Here is a 13,208-nt window from a genome sequence, read left to right as displayed (position 1 = left end):
CAGAGGCAAATCAGAAATTGCGTGCTCAACACGCTTGTTACTTTATTGTTGCATACTTTGGCTAAAAATCGGGCACGCCAAAAGGGGCATCTTACGATCCCCTCAAATAAAAGAACAAATCTGCGTGGAGTATTAGTTCATCCAGCGATCGTTTTTCTTGCGGCGCGGCACCATGTGCGGCAGCAACAGACCCAGCAGCAGACCAACACCCAGCACGCCGCCGCCATACATAAACCACTGCATGATGATGGTGCGCTGTTTGTCATCCAACTGCACATTGGCGGCACTGACTTTCTTCTGAGCGACAATCAGCTCGTTTTTCAGCTTTTGATTCTCAGCTTTCAGGCCATCAATGGTGCCGTCGCTATTGGCGACTTTGTTCTGCATCTCAGAAGTGCGCTGATTCCAGCTGTTATCAATGTTCGCCAGCTTAGCTGTCAGGTCTTTGACCTGCTGCTCCAGCTGCGGCACGCGAGTGCGCAGGCTGGGATTGGCGCTCAGCTGTGACAGTGGGATCCAGTTAGTTTTGCCTTCTGCATCACGAATCTGGCCATATTGTGAGTCGTTGTTGGTTTGCAGCAAGGTCACTTCCTCTCCGGCGTTCAGCTTGCCGATCAGGCGATATTGATCGCCCGGACCGCTGCGCACCCAAGTGGATAATTCATCGGAGATGTAACGCTTTTCGTCAGCAGCATGAGCAGGTGTGATGGCGCTGAAAGCCAGCAAAGAAAGGGCAGCAAGTGTGATTTTTTTCATTCGATGTCGTTTTTTCTTAATGGCGTAAAATTACCGGCACAGTCTGGAGACGCTTCTCATAAATCTGAATGAGAACTATCCTGGTCTCAATCTGGTGCGAAAAGGGTCGTAAAAGCACAAGAAAGCGGAGACAGCGGGCTTCCGGTGCATTACTCTTCGCCAGATTAAACTCGTAAGTGCCAGCAGCGTATTGAATAAAAAATTATGACCATTGAAATCGAATTAAAGTTCATTGCCACACCGCAAGCCGCCGAAAAACTGGCTGAAAAGCTTGCCGCCTGGCCACATCAGCACGTCGCCGCGCGCGATCTGACCAACATCTATTATGAAACCGACGATAACCAACTGCGTCGCTGGGATATGGGCCTGCGTATTCGGGGTATTGACCAACGCTATGAGATGACGTTAAAAGCCGCCGGTAAGACCGTTGGCGGTCTGCATCAACGTCCGGAATACAACGTCGATATCACTGAGCCGCAACTGGATATTGCGCGCCTGCCGGCAGAGATCTGGCCACAGGGCACCGATATCGCCCTACTGCAATCGCAGCTGGAACCACTGTTCAGCACGCACTTCCAGCGTGAAGCCTGGCTGGTGCAGTTTGGCGACAGTGAAATTGAGGTCGCGTTTGACCGCGGCGCAGTAACAGCGGGTGAGTTCAGTGAGCCGCTTTATGAAGTCGAGCTGGAGCTCAAAAGTGGTCAGCGCGCAGATATATTGAAATTTGCCGAAGCGCTCATCGCCATGGGGGGATTACGTCTCGGCAGCCTGAGTAAAGCAGCACGCGGTTATCAACTGGCACAGGGCAACCTGCCACGTCCACGTCGTCCACTTCCGCTGCAGAAGATTGCCGCCAAGGCTTCGGTAGAGCAGGGCATGATTAATGCCATGACCGCTGCACTGAATCATTGGCAATATCATGAGGAAGTGTGGCTGCGCGGCAATAAAGAAGCTAAAGCGTCGGTGGTTGAAGCGCTGGAAACGCTGCGCCAGGCATTCTCGCTATTCGGTGCATTGGTGCCGCGCAAGGCGAGCAGCGATCTGCGACAGCAATTAACCCGTCAGGAAGAGCTGCTGGCCGACGAAGAGATAAATGCCGAGGCCGCATGTTTCTCATCCATCTCCGTTGAGGCTCAGTTAGCGCTTACTCATTGGCTCGTTGAGTCACAATGGCAAAGCTGGCTTGATGACAAGAGCAAAAGCAAGCTGCAGGGATCGTTCAAACGTTTTAGCGACATTATGCTGAGCCGTATTGCGGCCGATCTCAGAGAAACCTTTGTCGACGTGCAACTCTTTAATGAATTCCAGGATAAAGCCACACGTTTGAATCGCCAGCTGCTGGCGGTGAACTTGCTGGCGGGTGCTTATCCAGCTGAAGAGGTAAACAGTTGGCTGGAAGGCTGGCTGGAGCTGCAGCATGCTATTCGCATCAAGCAAAATCACGGTTTGATTCAGCTGGTTAATCTGGCAATTAAAACCACGCCGTTCTGGCTCAACAGCGGAACCAAACGCTAACGAAAAATCCAATCAGGGAGAGAAGATGTTGTTACCGTTACCGGCGCTAATGCAGGCGCAGTTAGCTAATGTGGCAGAGAGACTTAATTTGCCGCCCTCAGCGTTCACGCCAGAGCAGGCAGGCGCGCTGACCTTTAGTGACTTTATCCTTGATAACCTGCAGCAGCATCCCGAATGGTGGCAGCATCTGCAGCAACAAGCCCCTGCGCCGGATGAGTGGCAGCATTACGCCCGCTGGCTGAGCGATGCGTTGCAATCTGTTGATAATGAAACCTCCCTGATGCGTGAACTGCGATTGTTCCGCCGTCATATGCTGGTGCGAATCGCCTGGATGCAGGCGCTGCAGCAATCCAGCACCGAACAGAGTTTGCAACAACTGAGCTCGCTGGCGGAGATTCTCATCGCCGCGGCGCGCGATTGGGTTTGGCAGGATTGCAGCCGTGATTTCGGTACGCCTTGCAATGCTGCCGGTGAAGCCCAGCCAATGCTGATTCTTGGCATGGGTAAACTCGGCGGCTGCGAGCTTAACTTCTCATCTGATATCGATCTGATTTTTGCCTGGCCGGAAAACGGCGTGACGCAGGGCGGTCGGCGCGAGCTCGATAATGCGCAATTCTTTACGCGCATGGGGCAGCGGCTCATTAAGGTATTGGATCAGCCAACCGTGGATGGATTTGTCTACCGCGTTGATATGCGGCTACGTCCCTTCGGCGACAGCGGTCCGCTGGTGCTGAGCTTTGCTGCACTGGAAGATTATTACCAGGAGCAAGGTCGCGACTGGGAACGTTATGCCATGGTTAAAGCGCGGCTGATGGGCGACGATCACGGTCATTGGAGCCAGGAGTTGCAGCAAATGCTGCGTCCTTTTGTCTATCGACGTTACATCGATTTCAGCGTGATTCAGTCGTTGCGTAACATGAAAGGCATGATTGCACGCGAAGTGCGTCGGCGTGGACTGAAAGACAACATCAAGCTCGGTGCTGGCGGCATTCGCGAAACGGAATTCATCGTGCAGGTGTTTCAACTGATTCGAGGCGGACGTGAGCGCTCACTACAACTGCGCTCCTTGCTGCCTACGCTAAAAGCTATCGGCGAGCTGTCTCTGTTAAGCCAGCAGCAGGTTGATCATCTGCGCGCAGCCTATCTGTTCCTGCGTCGGCTGGAAAACCTGCTGCAAAGTATTAATGACGAGCAAACCCAAACGCTGCCGGAGAATGAACTCGATCACCAGCGTTTAGCCTGGGCAATGGGCGCGGCAAATTGGGATGCATTAATGGCGCAGCTCGAGCAGCAAATGGCAGGCGTGCGCGCTATTTTTGATGAGCTGATTGGTGACGATGCACCGGATGTGGACGATCAGCCACAGTTGGCCGAATTTGCTGGTCTATGGCAGGACGCGCTGGAAGAGAGCGATCTCATCCCCGTCGTACCGCGGTTAGCGGATGCGCAACGTCATGCGCTTTACCATGCGCTTAACAATTTCCGCCAGGATGTTAGCCGTCGCACTATCGGCCCACGTGGTCGTCTGGCACTCGATCAGCTAATGCCGCGCCTGCTTAGTGAAGTCTGCCCACGGGATGATGCGGATGTCCTGCTGAACCGACTGACACCGCTGTTGCTGGGGGTGCTGACGCGCAGTACCTATCTTGAGCTGCTAACCGAATACCATGGCGCACTGCGTCATCTGATTCGCCTGTGCGCTGCATCGCCGATGGTTGCCAGCCAGCTGGCGCGCTATCCGCTCTTGCTCGACGAGTTGCTTGATCCTGCCACGCTTTATCAACCCACCGCTACCGATGCATACCGCGACGAGCTGCGTCAGTATCTGCTGCGTATTCCCACCGATGATGAAGAGCAACAGCTGGAAGCTTTGCGCCAGTTCAAACAGGCGCAGCATCTGCGCATCGCCGCTGCCGATATTGCTGAAACTTTACCGGTAATGAAAGTGAGCGATCACTTAACCTGGCTGGCTGAGGCGATTATCGAGTCAGTGGTGCAGCAAGCCTGGCAAATGATGGTGCAGCGTTATGGTCGTCCATCGCATCTCACCAGCGATAGCGAGCGCGGTTTTGCGGTTGTCGGTTACGGCAAACTCGGTGGCTGGGAGTTGGGGTATAGCTCGGATCTCGATTTGGTGTTCCTGCACGACTGTCCGGATGATGCTGAAACCGATGGTGAACGCGTTATTGATGGCCGGCAGTTCTACCTGCGCCTGGCGCAGCGTGTAATGCATCTATTTAGTACGCGAACGTCGTCCGGCATTTTGTATGAAGTTGATGCGCGCCTGCGTCCTTCAGGTGCCGCAGGCATGCTGGTGAGTACCTTTGTTGCCTTCGATGAGTATCAGCGCAGCGAAGCCTGGACCTGGGAGCATCAGGCGTTGGTGCGTGCGCGTATCGTGTTCGGCGAACCCACGCTGTGTGAACGCTTTGACGATATCCGACGGGGCATTCTATGCCTGCCGCGTGAGGCGGGCGTGTTGCAAACAGAAGTGCGCGAAATGCGCGAAAAAATGCGTTCCCATCTCAGTAACAAACATAAAGGCCGCTGGGAAATTAAGACCGATGAGGGCGGTATCACTGATATTGAATTCATCGCGCAATACCTTGTCTTAGGCTACGCCGCCGAGCAACCGGCGTTAATGCGCTGGTCCGATAACGTGCGTATTTTTGAACTGATGGCACGGCATAACATTATGCCGGAAGAGGAAGCGCAGGCGTTGACGCATGCCTACGTGACGCTGCGTGATGCGCTGCATCACCTTGCGCTGCAGGAGTTGCCGGGACATGTCGCCCCTGATGCCTTTGCCGCAGAGCGAGCGGTGGTAAACAACAGCTGGCAGCGTTGGTTAAGCGCTGCCGAATCTGATCGCGCGGAACGGTGAGCCACAAAGCTTATATGTTATTATCCGCGCATAATTTTGACCGTAGTCTGGAGTCTCTGGAATGAAAGTAACACTGCCCACTTTTGGCAAGGCCACTGTGCTGGTCGTCGGCGATGTCATGTTAGATCGCTATTGGTATGGCCCTACCAGCCGTATTTCTCCGGAAGCGCCGGTGCCGGTGGTCAAGGTGGATACCATTGAAGAGCGTCCAGGCGGAGCGGCTAACGTTGCGATGAACATTGCTGCGCTCGGTGCCGCTTCACGCTTAATTGGCCTTACCGGCGCAGATGATGCCGCGCGTGTGTTGAGTGAAACCCTGCAGCAGGTGAATGTCGACTGCGATTTTGTGGCGGTAAAAAGCCATCCAACCATCACTAAACTACGCGTATTGTCGCGCAATCAGCAGCTCATTCGCCTCGATTTCGAAGAGGGTTTTGAGCAGATTGACCCGCAGCCGATTCACGATCGTATGCGTCAATCGCTGAGCGAGATTGGTGCGCTGGTGCTGTCTGATTACGGCAAAGGTGCGCTAAACAGCGTCCAGACAATGATTCAGCTGGCACGTGAAGCCAAAGTGCCAGTATTGATTGATCCCAAAGGCACCGATTTCGAGCGTTATCGCGGTGCGACGCTGCTGACGCCAAATTTATCTGAATTCGAAGCGGTAGTGGGCAAGTGTAAAACCGTCGACGAAATCGTTAGTCGTGGTATGCAGTTAATCGCAGATTACGAACTCTCCGCACTGCTGGTGACGCGTTCAGAAAACGGCATGACGCTGCTGCAGCCGGGCAAAGCACCGCTGCATCTGCCAACGCAGGCGCAGGAAGTGTATGACGTTACTGGTGCGGGCGATACGGTAATTGGCGTGCTGGCTGCCGTGCTGGCGGCGGGTGACAACCTTGAAGAAGCCTGTTTCCTCGCCAATGCTGCAGCAGGCGTGGTGGTCGGCAAGCTGGGTACCTCAACAGTCAGCACGGTTGAGCTGGAGAACGCGATCCATGCGCGTCCGGAAACCGGATTTGGTGTGATGACCGAAGCCGAGCTGAAAACTGCCGTTGCTCATGCGCGTCAGCGCGGTGAAAAGGTGGTTATGACCAACGGCGTGTTTGACATCCTGCATGCGGGACACGTTTCATATCTGGCGAATGCGCGCAAGCTGGGCGATCGACTGATTGTGGCTGTTAACAGCGATGCTTCTACCAAACGTTTGAAAGGCGAAACGCGTCCAGTCAATCCGCAGGAAAACCGCATGATTGTGCTCGGTGCTTTGGAAGCGGTCGATTGGGTGGTGTTGTTCGAAGAAGATACGCCGCAACGTCTGATTGCTGAAGTGCTGCCGGATTTGCTGGTGAAAGGTGGCGATTACAAGCCTGAGGATATCGCGGGAAGCAAAGAAGTGTGGGCGAACGGCGGCGACGTGCGTGTGCTCAACTTTGAAGATGGCATCTCAACCAGCAACATTATTAAAACCATTCGAAGCCATTAAAGACTAGCGGGCGGGAGAGGGCTCCCGCCCAAAAAATCACTGTGGCGTATCGATTTTACCAGCAGGATCTGGCGTGATAATCGCTGGGGCTGGTGCCGCAGGACTTTCACTCTCTAATTTCGCCAGGCGCTGTTCCAGTGCGGCTAATTTCTCGCGGGTACGCAGCAGAACCTGTGTCTGCACATCAAACTCTTCACGGTTAACCAGGTCCATACGCGTCAACTGCGCCTGCAGGACCTGACGGATTTTCTTTTCGACATCGTCGCCAAAATCGCGAATACCTTTCGGCATAGCTTCATGTACCTGGCGAGCCAGTTGTTCAATTTTTTTCGTGTCGATCATGATTATTTCCTGGTTACGGTGGCCGATAGCAGCGCGTGTTCGGACTCAATAAGTATTAAGTGTAATGCCTGAAACGAAAAGGTTAAACCTGAAATCAGCAACGCAGGAAATGCAAAAGCATTTGCACTTTTGTCGATTGCCCGACCAGATGATTGGCGTTATAGTTTACCCGCTTATTCTCAGGGCGGGGCGAAATTCCCCACCGGCGGTAAATCAGCTTCGGCTGAAAGCCCGCGAGCGCTTTCTCTGCAAAGTGAAAGGTCAGCAGATCCGGTGTAATTCCGGAGCCGACGGTTAGAGTCCGGATGGGAGAGGGTAACGACATCAGCCGGGCTTCGCCCGCGTCACGTTTTTGCCATGTGTTTTGTACGCACTCCTAAGCACGCCCTGGTTCTGGTAACTCATATTTTATAAGGTTTTTTACCATGAATCAGACGCTTCTTTCTGAATTTGGCACGCCTGAACAGCGTGTAGAACGCGCCATTGATGCGCTGCGCAACGGCCGCGGTGTAATGGTGCTTGACGATGAAAATCGTGAAAACGAAGGTGATATGATCTTCCCGGCAGAAACCATGACCGTTGAACAGATGGCATTAACCATCCGTCACGGCAGCGGTATTGTTTGCCTTTGCATCACTGAAGAACGCCGTCAGCAGCTTGAACTACCGATGATGGTGGAAACAAATACCAGCGCTTATGGCACCGGTTTTACGGTGACGATTGAAGCCGCGACCGGCGTGACAACCGGCGTTTCTGCCGCCGATCGCATCACCACTATTCGTGCTGCAGTTGCAGATGGCGCTAAGCCTTCGGACTTAAACCGACCGGGCCATGTTTTCCCGCTGCGTGCGCGTGAAGGCGGGGTTTTATCACGTGGTGGACATACTGAAGCCACCATCGATCTGGTAACGTTGGCTGGATTTAAGCCGGCAGGCGTACTGTGCGAACTCACTAATGATGACGGCAGCATGGCGCATGCGCCAGAAGCAATCGTGTTTGCGAAACAACATGATATGCCGGTAGTCACTATTGAAGATCTGGTTGCATATCGTCGTCAGCGTGAAACGCGTCAGGCCAGCTAACTGAAGTGATTGAGAAGAAAGAGGCCGGATGAAATATCCGGCCTCTTTTTTTATGGCTTAACGGCTGGCGTAAAAAACATGATTGCCAATGACAACCGTGCGTTCGAAGGAGTGACGCCATGCGGGTTTAACGCTATGGGCATGAAAAAAGGTTGCTCCTTTCGTTACATCCTGTAATTCCCCTTCCACAATTTTCTTTGCCAAATTTCTGGCGCGTTGCCAGCTTTTGTCCTCTTTAGGTGGATGACGATAGGGATCTTTCTTTAGAGACGTCCAGGAGAACTGTTTAGGTGCGTACACCACGGGACAGATCTCTTTGACATCCCAGTTGGCCCGATTCATGGTCACCGTGCCAACGGCGATTTGCCCTTTAATCGGCTCTCCACGCGCTTCATGGTAGATATTCAGCGCCAGACATAATATTGCTCCCTGAATTAACATAACTTTCCATTGCTCATTTTTCTAAAATCGTGTGGAGTTTAGAAACAGGATTCAATGGATGTAACAAGACCGGTCTGGCTCGGTCTTACGTGTAAGCTATATCACTGATTTATCAAAAGAGCTGGCACCATATTGCGACAAATCTTGCATCGGCTTTTCCATCGAAGTTCCGTAAGTCCCTTCTTTATCTTCTAAAGAGTACTGAGTTGTATGCGTTATTTTTTATTCAAATTCCCTGATGAAGATCATCACGCTTATCAGCGTTAATCCCAGCGCCAAAGCGCGTATCGTAGCGATTAACAAAGCAACACTTCGTCAGAGGATTAATTATGAGTCACGCTCGCATGCCCGCGCTTTTCCTTGGCCACGGTAGCCCAATGAACGTACTGGAAGATAATCGCTATACCCAAGCCTGGCAGCAGCTGGGCGAGATATTGCCACGCCCACGCGCTATTCTTGCCGTTTCAGCGCACTGGTATACACGCGGCACGGCGGTGACGGCGATGAAAAATCCACGCACTATCCATGACTTCGGCGGTTTCCCGCAGGCATTGTTTGATGTGCGCTATCCAGCACCAGGTTCGCCTGAACTGGCTCAACAGGTGATTGATTTACTTTCGCCGATTGCTGTTCATGCCGATCAGGAGTGGGGCTTTGATCATGGATCCTGGGGCGTGCTGGCAAAAATGTATCCAGATGCCGATGTTCCGGTCGTGCAGCTCAGTATCGATGGTACTCAACCTGCCGAATGGCACTATCAGCTGGGCCAAAAGTTGGCGTCATTGCGTGACGAAGGGGTGATGATCGTTGCCAGCGGTAACGTGGTGCACAATCTGCGTATGTTGCGCTGGCAGGGTGCTGAAACCGCGTATCCGTGGGCAGAGAATTTTAATCAGTTCGTCCGTGAAAATTTAAACTTCAAGGGCGACGCAGCAGATCATCCGTTGGTGAACTTTATGCAGCATCCCGATGCGCAGCAGTCCAATCCAACGCCTGAACACTATTTACCGCTGCTGTATATCCTGGGTGCACGCGCTACGGATGAGGCGATCACGATTCCGGTGGAAGGAATGGAGATGGGTGCTATCAGTATGCTGTCGGTACAGATTGGCTAAAAAGCGCAGCCGCCCGATAATCGCGGGCGGCGCAGCCTTTAATCGATAAAGGTGTGTGGATAGAAGCGGGAGAGATCCTGAGTGATCAATGCGCGATCTTCTCGCAAACCGATGCCGGCAGGCTGATCGTCAATTAGCCAGCTACCAATCAAGGTGTAGCTATCACCAAATTTAGGTAACGGGTAGAACTGCTGGATAATCATGCCTTCTTCGCCATATGGCCCATCGGCACGCGCGATTTCCTGCCCGTTTTCAATAATGCGAATATTGGCGCCTTCGCGCGAAAACAGCGGTTTCACCACATACTTGTCCATCTGCGGGGCATTTTCATCATCGGCGAAATAGGCTGGCAGCAGGTTGGGATGATTAGGGAACATCTCCCACAGCAGCGGTAACAGCGCTTTATTGGAAATAATGCTTTTCCATGCGGGTTCAAGCCAACGTACGCCCGCATCTGCTAGCTTGGTAGAGAACACCTCGCGAAGCATGAATTCCCACGGATAGAGCTTAAACAGATTGCTGATGACCTGATCGTTTACATCAGTAAACTGGCCCCTTTCACCCAAGCCAATCTCATCAATATAGAGAAATTCACTCGGCATACCGGCTTCAGTCGCGCAGTCTTGCAAATATTGCACTGTCGCGCGATCTTCGTCGGTATCGCGACAGCAGGAGAAGTGCAGCCAGTTAAAACCATGCTGCTGATGTAGCGTGGCGAAGCGCTCAATCAGTTTTTCTTGCAGGCTATTGAACTGATCGCTGCCCTGCGGCAGATTACCCGCCTGGATTTGATCTTCCAGCCAGATCCATTGAAAGAATGCCGCTTCGTAGAGTGAGGTTGGCGTATCGGCGTTATTTTCCAATAGCTTAGCGTCACCCTTACCATCCCAGGCGAGATCAAGGCGCGAATAGAGCGAAGGTTGGCGCAGCTTCCACGAGTCACGCACGAAATCCCATGTGTGCTTAGGAATGCAGAAACGCGTGAGCAGCGTATCGCTGTTCACCACTTTTTCTACCACTTGCAAACACATCTGATGCAGTTCGGCGGTGGTCTCTTCCAGTTGTTCAACCTGAGCAAGCGTGAACTGATAGTAAGCATCTTCACACCAGTAAGGCTCGCCATACATGGTATGAAACTGAAAACCGTACTCGGCTGCTTTTTCACGCCAGTTGGGGCGTTCGGGGATGGCAATACGTTGCATGCTACGACTTAGCCTCCCAGCGAGCGGCTGCCCGTGCCGGAGGCACTGCTGCGCTGCATGGTGTTTTGTTTTGCCACGCTGTCACCAAAGCCACCGCGAGTAATGGTGGAAGTGGTCGCCGGTTTAGGCGCCATTGCCGTTTTCGGCACGTTCATGGTGCGGCCCGAGGTAGCATTGCCGTAATTTTTACCCGCCGCATCAACAAATTTACCGTTTGCCGGGCTATTTGGATTTTTCGGTGAGAAGAGCGGCTGCTGAGCAAAGCCTGCACCGCCACTCATCATTCGGCCCATCATGTAACCGGCCATCAGTGGCATCCAGAAGCTACCGCTCTGCTGCGCTTCTGCATTGTTAGCTGTGGTACCCACGCCCGCTTGCGCAGGTGTTTGCTGACACTGATTTTCGCCAAACTCAGCAACACAATCTTCGCGTGTCTTATATTTTGGCGCTGTGCGTTCGGCTTCTTTCAGAGCGTTGTTATACGCAGTGGTACATTGGGCGCTCTGACTTGGGTTGGCTTTTGCACAATCATCGGCGTTTTGATACAGCGATACCGTTTCATCACTCTGCTCGCAGCCTGCCAGCATAAACACTGCGCTAACGGCAAATGCGACCGGCGTTAAGTGGCGTGCCTGCCAGCTTTTACGAAAAGCAGCATGGCGAATATTTTTCGTCCGTTTCATTATTTTCATCCTGTGCCCAAAGGTGGGTTTAGGATAGGGGATGAGCGGTGGAAAATGAAGCGCGAAGCCAGATGGGGAAAGGATCTTTACGAAGCTATACGAATGAATGCGAAAGGGGCCGCATGCGGCCCCTTAGGGAATTAATTACCGAATGGATTTCCGCTGCTGCGCGCGGCAGCTGGACGGGCTTGTGCGGCGGCTGAAGGCGATGACGCCTTAGGACCGTTATCCACACGCGCGGCTTGCTGATTATTCTCCGGCGCCACCACTTCTGGCGTCGTGGTTATCTCTTTGCCCAGCGTGCTGTTCAGCTGCTGCAGATCCTGCTCGTTCAGCGTACCCAGCGCATATTTAATATTCAGCTGGTTAATCAGATAGCTGTAACGTGCATCTGAAAGCTGCTGCTTGGCATTAAACAGCGTAGTGGTCGCATCCAGCACATCAACGATGGTACGGGTACCAACCTGATAGCCAGCTTCCATCGCATCCAATGAGCTTTGCGCAGACACGACAGCCTGCTTATAAGCATCAATGCTGCTGATCGACGCATTCACGTTGTTGAATGACGAACGTACAGTCTGCACAGCGCTACGGTGTGCGCCTTCCAGTTGTTCGCTGGCAGCGACATAGTTGTACTGCGCCTGTTTCACCTGAGAGGTGACCGAGCCACCGCTGTACAGTGGCATGGTGAAGCTCAGACCAACCTGGTTTGAACCGGTGATTGAATCAGTGCTGCCTGCGCTCTGGTTAGCGCGGCTACCGCCGTATTTACTGTTGGACATACCGGTTGAAGCGGTCAAATCCAGCGTCGGCATATGGCCGGTTTCTGCGGAGCGAATCTGCTCACGTGCCAGGTCCTGGCTCAGACGCGCTGACAGCAAAGTCAGGTTGCGGCTTTCTGACTCTTTCAACAGGTTGGCAACGGCGTCCGGACGTGCGGTTTTGAAACGATCGATATTAAGTGAAGCCAGCGACAGATAATCCATGCCGGTAATCTGGCGCAGAGATTCCACGGCGTTATCGAGGTTGTTACGCGCGGTGACTTCATTAGCCAGCACGGTGTCATATTGCGCACGGGCGTTTTGCACGTCAGTGATTGCCACCAAACCTACGTTGAAGCGCTGAGTGGTTTGATCCAATTCGCGGTAGATCGACTGTTTCTGTGCTTCGGTGTAAGAAAGCGTATCGATTGCCTTCAACACGTTGAAATAGGCAGTTGCGCTGTTCAGAATCAGGTCTTGCTGGGCAACCTGATAAGTGACGTCTTGAATACCGGCTTGTTTTTCTTGCAGCGACAGCGCACGCCATTTCGACATATCGAAAATAGTTTGAGTTAATTGCAGAGATGCGCTGGTCGTGTTGGAATGAAGTCCGCTGCTGTCACGATAACCGTTGTTATAAGTGTAATCTGCGCCCAAGCCTAACTGCGGCAATAAAGGACTACGCGCTTCATTGATTTTCTCAAATGCAGCGTCGCGGTCAGCGGCGGAAGCACGCAGATCGGGGTTGCTAAGGCGCGCCTGCTGGTAGACCTGCAACAGGTTTTCTGCCTGGCTGGCAAGGCTGAATCCGCCCAGGCTCAGTCCAATAAAAAGTGGGAGCAGTTTTTTCATTTGCATTCCTTTTGTTGCAGCAAAATGCACGGGTAGTGCTGCAGGTAAGCCAAAAAAATAATCGCCGATTCTACAGAGGCGGCGTCAGA

Annotated in this window: 11 protein-coding genes and 1 riboswitch; of the genes, 5 read left to right on the top strand and 6 right to left on the bottom strand. The window is 52.9% G+C overall.

Going from position 1 to position 13,208, the window contains the following annotated elements; genetic code table 11:
* Positions 1-132: 132 nt before the first annotated feature.
* Entirely contained in the window at positions 133-756 is a 624-nt protein-coding gene (locus tag WFL93_RS20680) for a TIGR04211 family SH3 domain-containing protein (RefSeq protein WP_008103426.1), read from the bottom strand.
* A 204-nt stretch (positions 757-960) separates the two neighbouring features.
* Between WFL93_RS20680 and WFL93_RS20675 the strand changes: the two genes are divergently transcribed.
* From WFL93_RS20675 to hldE, 3 genes are all read left to right on the top strand, one after another.
* Positions 961-2,271, top strand: a complete 1,311-nt coding sequence (locus WFL93_RS20675; RefSeq protein ID WP_336778942.1) for a CYTH domain-containing protein — start codon at positions 961-963, stop codon at positions 2,269-2,271.
* A gap of 25 nt (positions 2,272-2,296) precedes the next feature.
* Positions 2,297-5,155 carry a bifunctional [glutamate--ammonia ligase]-adenylyl-L-tyrosine phosphorylase/[glutamate--ammonia-ligase] adenylyltransferase gene (gene glnE, locus WFL93_RS20670; protein ID WP_336778941.1) on the top strand — a complete coding sequence of 953 codons (2,859 nt, stop codon included), beginning with the start codon at positions 2,297-2,299 and terminating at the stop codon, positions 5,153-5,155.
* A 61-nt stretch (positions 5,156-5,216) separates the two neighbouring features.
* The gene (hldE, locus tag WFL93_RS20665) at positions 5,217-6,641 is read left to right on the top strand and encodes a bifunctional D-glycero-beta-D-manno-heptose-7-phosphate kinase/D-glycero-beta-D-manno-heptose 1-phosphate adenylyltransferase HldE (protein WP_336778940.1); all 1,425 of its coding nucleotides are present in this window, start codon (positions 5,217-5,219) and stop codon (positions 6,639-6,641) included.
* A gap of 36 nt (positions 6,642-6,677) precedes the next feature.
* Here the strand turns inward: hldE and ubiK are convergent, their stop codons facing one another.
* Positions 6,678-6,983: a ubiquinone biosynthesis accessory factor UbiK gene (gene ubiK, locus WFL93_RS20660; protein ID WP_008103418.1), complete on the bottom strand. Its 306-nt coding sequence runs from the start codon at positions 6,981-6,983 to the stop codon at positions 6,678-6,680.
* Positions 6,984-7,154: 171 nt separating this feature from the next.
* A riboswitch (FMN riboswitch) is annotated at positions 7,155-7,304 on the top strand.
* Positions 7,305-7,408: 104 nt separating this feature from the next.
* Between ubiK and ribB the strand changes: the two genes are divergently transcribed.
* The gene (gene ribB, locus WFL93_RS20655; RefSeq protein WP_180822516.1) at positions 7,409-8,065 is read left to right on the top strand and encodes a 3,4-dihydroxy-2-butanone-4-phosphate synthase; all 657 of its coding nucleotides are present in this window, start codon (positions 7,409-7,411) and stop codon (positions 8,063-8,065) included.
* 57 nt (positions 8,066-8,122) lie between these two features.
* Here the strand turns inward: ribB and WFL93_RS20650 are convergent, their stop codons facing one another.
* A complete protein-coding gene (locus tag WFL93_RS20650) occupies positions 8,123-8,506 on the bottom strand; it encodes a cell wall hydrolase (RefSeq protein WP_009127672.1) in 384 nt (127 codons plus the stop codon).
* A gap of 329 nt (positions 8,507-8,835) precedes the next feature.
* On the opposite strand from WFL93_RS20650, the gene ygiD reads away from it, so the two are divergent.
* Complete coding sequence (ygiD, locus tag WFL93_RS20645; RefSeq protein WP_336778939.1) at positions 8,836-9,621, top strand: 4,5-DOPA dioxygenase extradiol; 786 nt, start codon at positions 8,836-8,838, stop codon at positions 9,619-9,621.
* 38 nt (positions 9,622-9,659) lie between these two features.
* Here ygiD and WFL93_RS20640 read toward each other — a convergent pair whose 3' ends face one another.
* The 3 genes from WFL93_RS20640 to tolC all read right to left on the bottom strand — a co-directional run bounded on the left by WFL93_RS20640 (position 9,660) and on the right by tolC (position 13,119).
* On the bottom strand, positions 9,660-10,823 hold the full coding sequence (locus tag WFL93_RS20640; protein ID WP_336778938.1) for a glutathionylspermidine synthase family protein: 1,164 nt from the start codon (positions 10,821-10,823) through the stop codon (positions 9,660-9,662).
* Between the two features lie 8 nt (positions 10,824-10,831).
* Positions 10,832-11,506: a DUF1190 family protein gene (locus WFL93_RS20635; RefSeq protein ID WP_009127679.1), complete on the bottom strand. Its 675-nt coding sequence runs from the start codon at positions 11,504-11,506 to the stop codon at positions 10,832-10,834.
* Positions 11,507-11,646: 140 nt separating this feature from the next.
* Positions 11,647-13,119 (bottom strand): outer membrane channel protein TolC, encoded by a 1,473-nt coding sequence (gene tolC / locus WFL93_RS20630; protein WP_009127681.1) that lies wholly within the window; start codon positions 13,117-13,119, stop codon positions 11,647-11,649.
* Between the last annotated feature and the right edge of the window lie 89 nt (positions 13,120-13,208).

The sequence above is a fragment of the Pantoea sp. USHLN256 genome (assembly GCF_037149875.1).
Classification (GTDB): Bacteria; Pseudomonadota; Gammaproteobacteria; order Enterobacterales; family Enterobacteriaceae; genus Pantoea; species Pantoea nemavictus.
Note: the sequence above shows the minus strand (reverse complement) of the source record. Positions and strands in the feature narration are given on the sequence as shown.

Coding starts and splice junctions, on each gene's coding strand:
- glnE (WP_336778941.1), top strand. CDS start 2,297: ATGTTGTTACCGTTACCGGCGCTAATGCAGGCGCAGTTAGCTAATGTG.
- WFL93_RS20650 (WP_009127672.1), bottom strand. CDS start 8,506: ATGTTAATTCAGGGAGCAATATTATGTCTGGCGCTGAATATCTACCAT.
- WFL93_RS20680 (WP_008103426.1), bottom strand. CDS start 756: ATGAAAAAAATCACACTTGCTGCCCTTTCTTTGCTGGCTTTCAGCGCC.
- ribB (WP_180822516.1), top strand. CDS start 7,409: ATGAATCAGACGCTTCTTTCTGAATTTGGCACGCCTGAACAGCGTGTA.
- WFL93_RS20635 (WP_009127679.1), bottom strand. CDS start 11,506: ATGAAACGGACGAAAAATATTCGCCATGCTGCTTTTCGTAAAAGCTGG.
- WFL93_RS20675 (WP_336778942.1), top strand. CDS start 961: ATGACCATTGAAATCGAATTAAAGTTCATTGCCACACCGCAAGCCGCC.
- tolC (WP_009127681.1), bottom strand. CDS start 13,119: ATGAAAAAACTGCTCCCACTTTTTATTGGACTGAGCCTGGGCGGATTC.
- hldE (WP_336778940.1), top strand. CDS start 5,217: ATGAAAGTAACACTGCCCACTTTTGGCAAGGCCACTGTGCTGGTCGTC.
- ygiD (WP_336778939.1), top strand. CDS start 8,836: ATGAGTCACGCTCGCATGCCCGCGCTTTTCCTTGGCCACGGTAGCCCA.
- ubiK (WP_008103418.1), bottom strand. CDS start 6,983: ATGATCGACACGAAAAAAATTGAACAACTGGCTCGCCAGGTACATGAA.
- WFL93_RS20640 (WP_336778938.1), bottom strand. CDS start 10,823: ATGCAACGTATTGCCATCCCCGAACGCCCCAACTGGCGTGAAAAAGCA.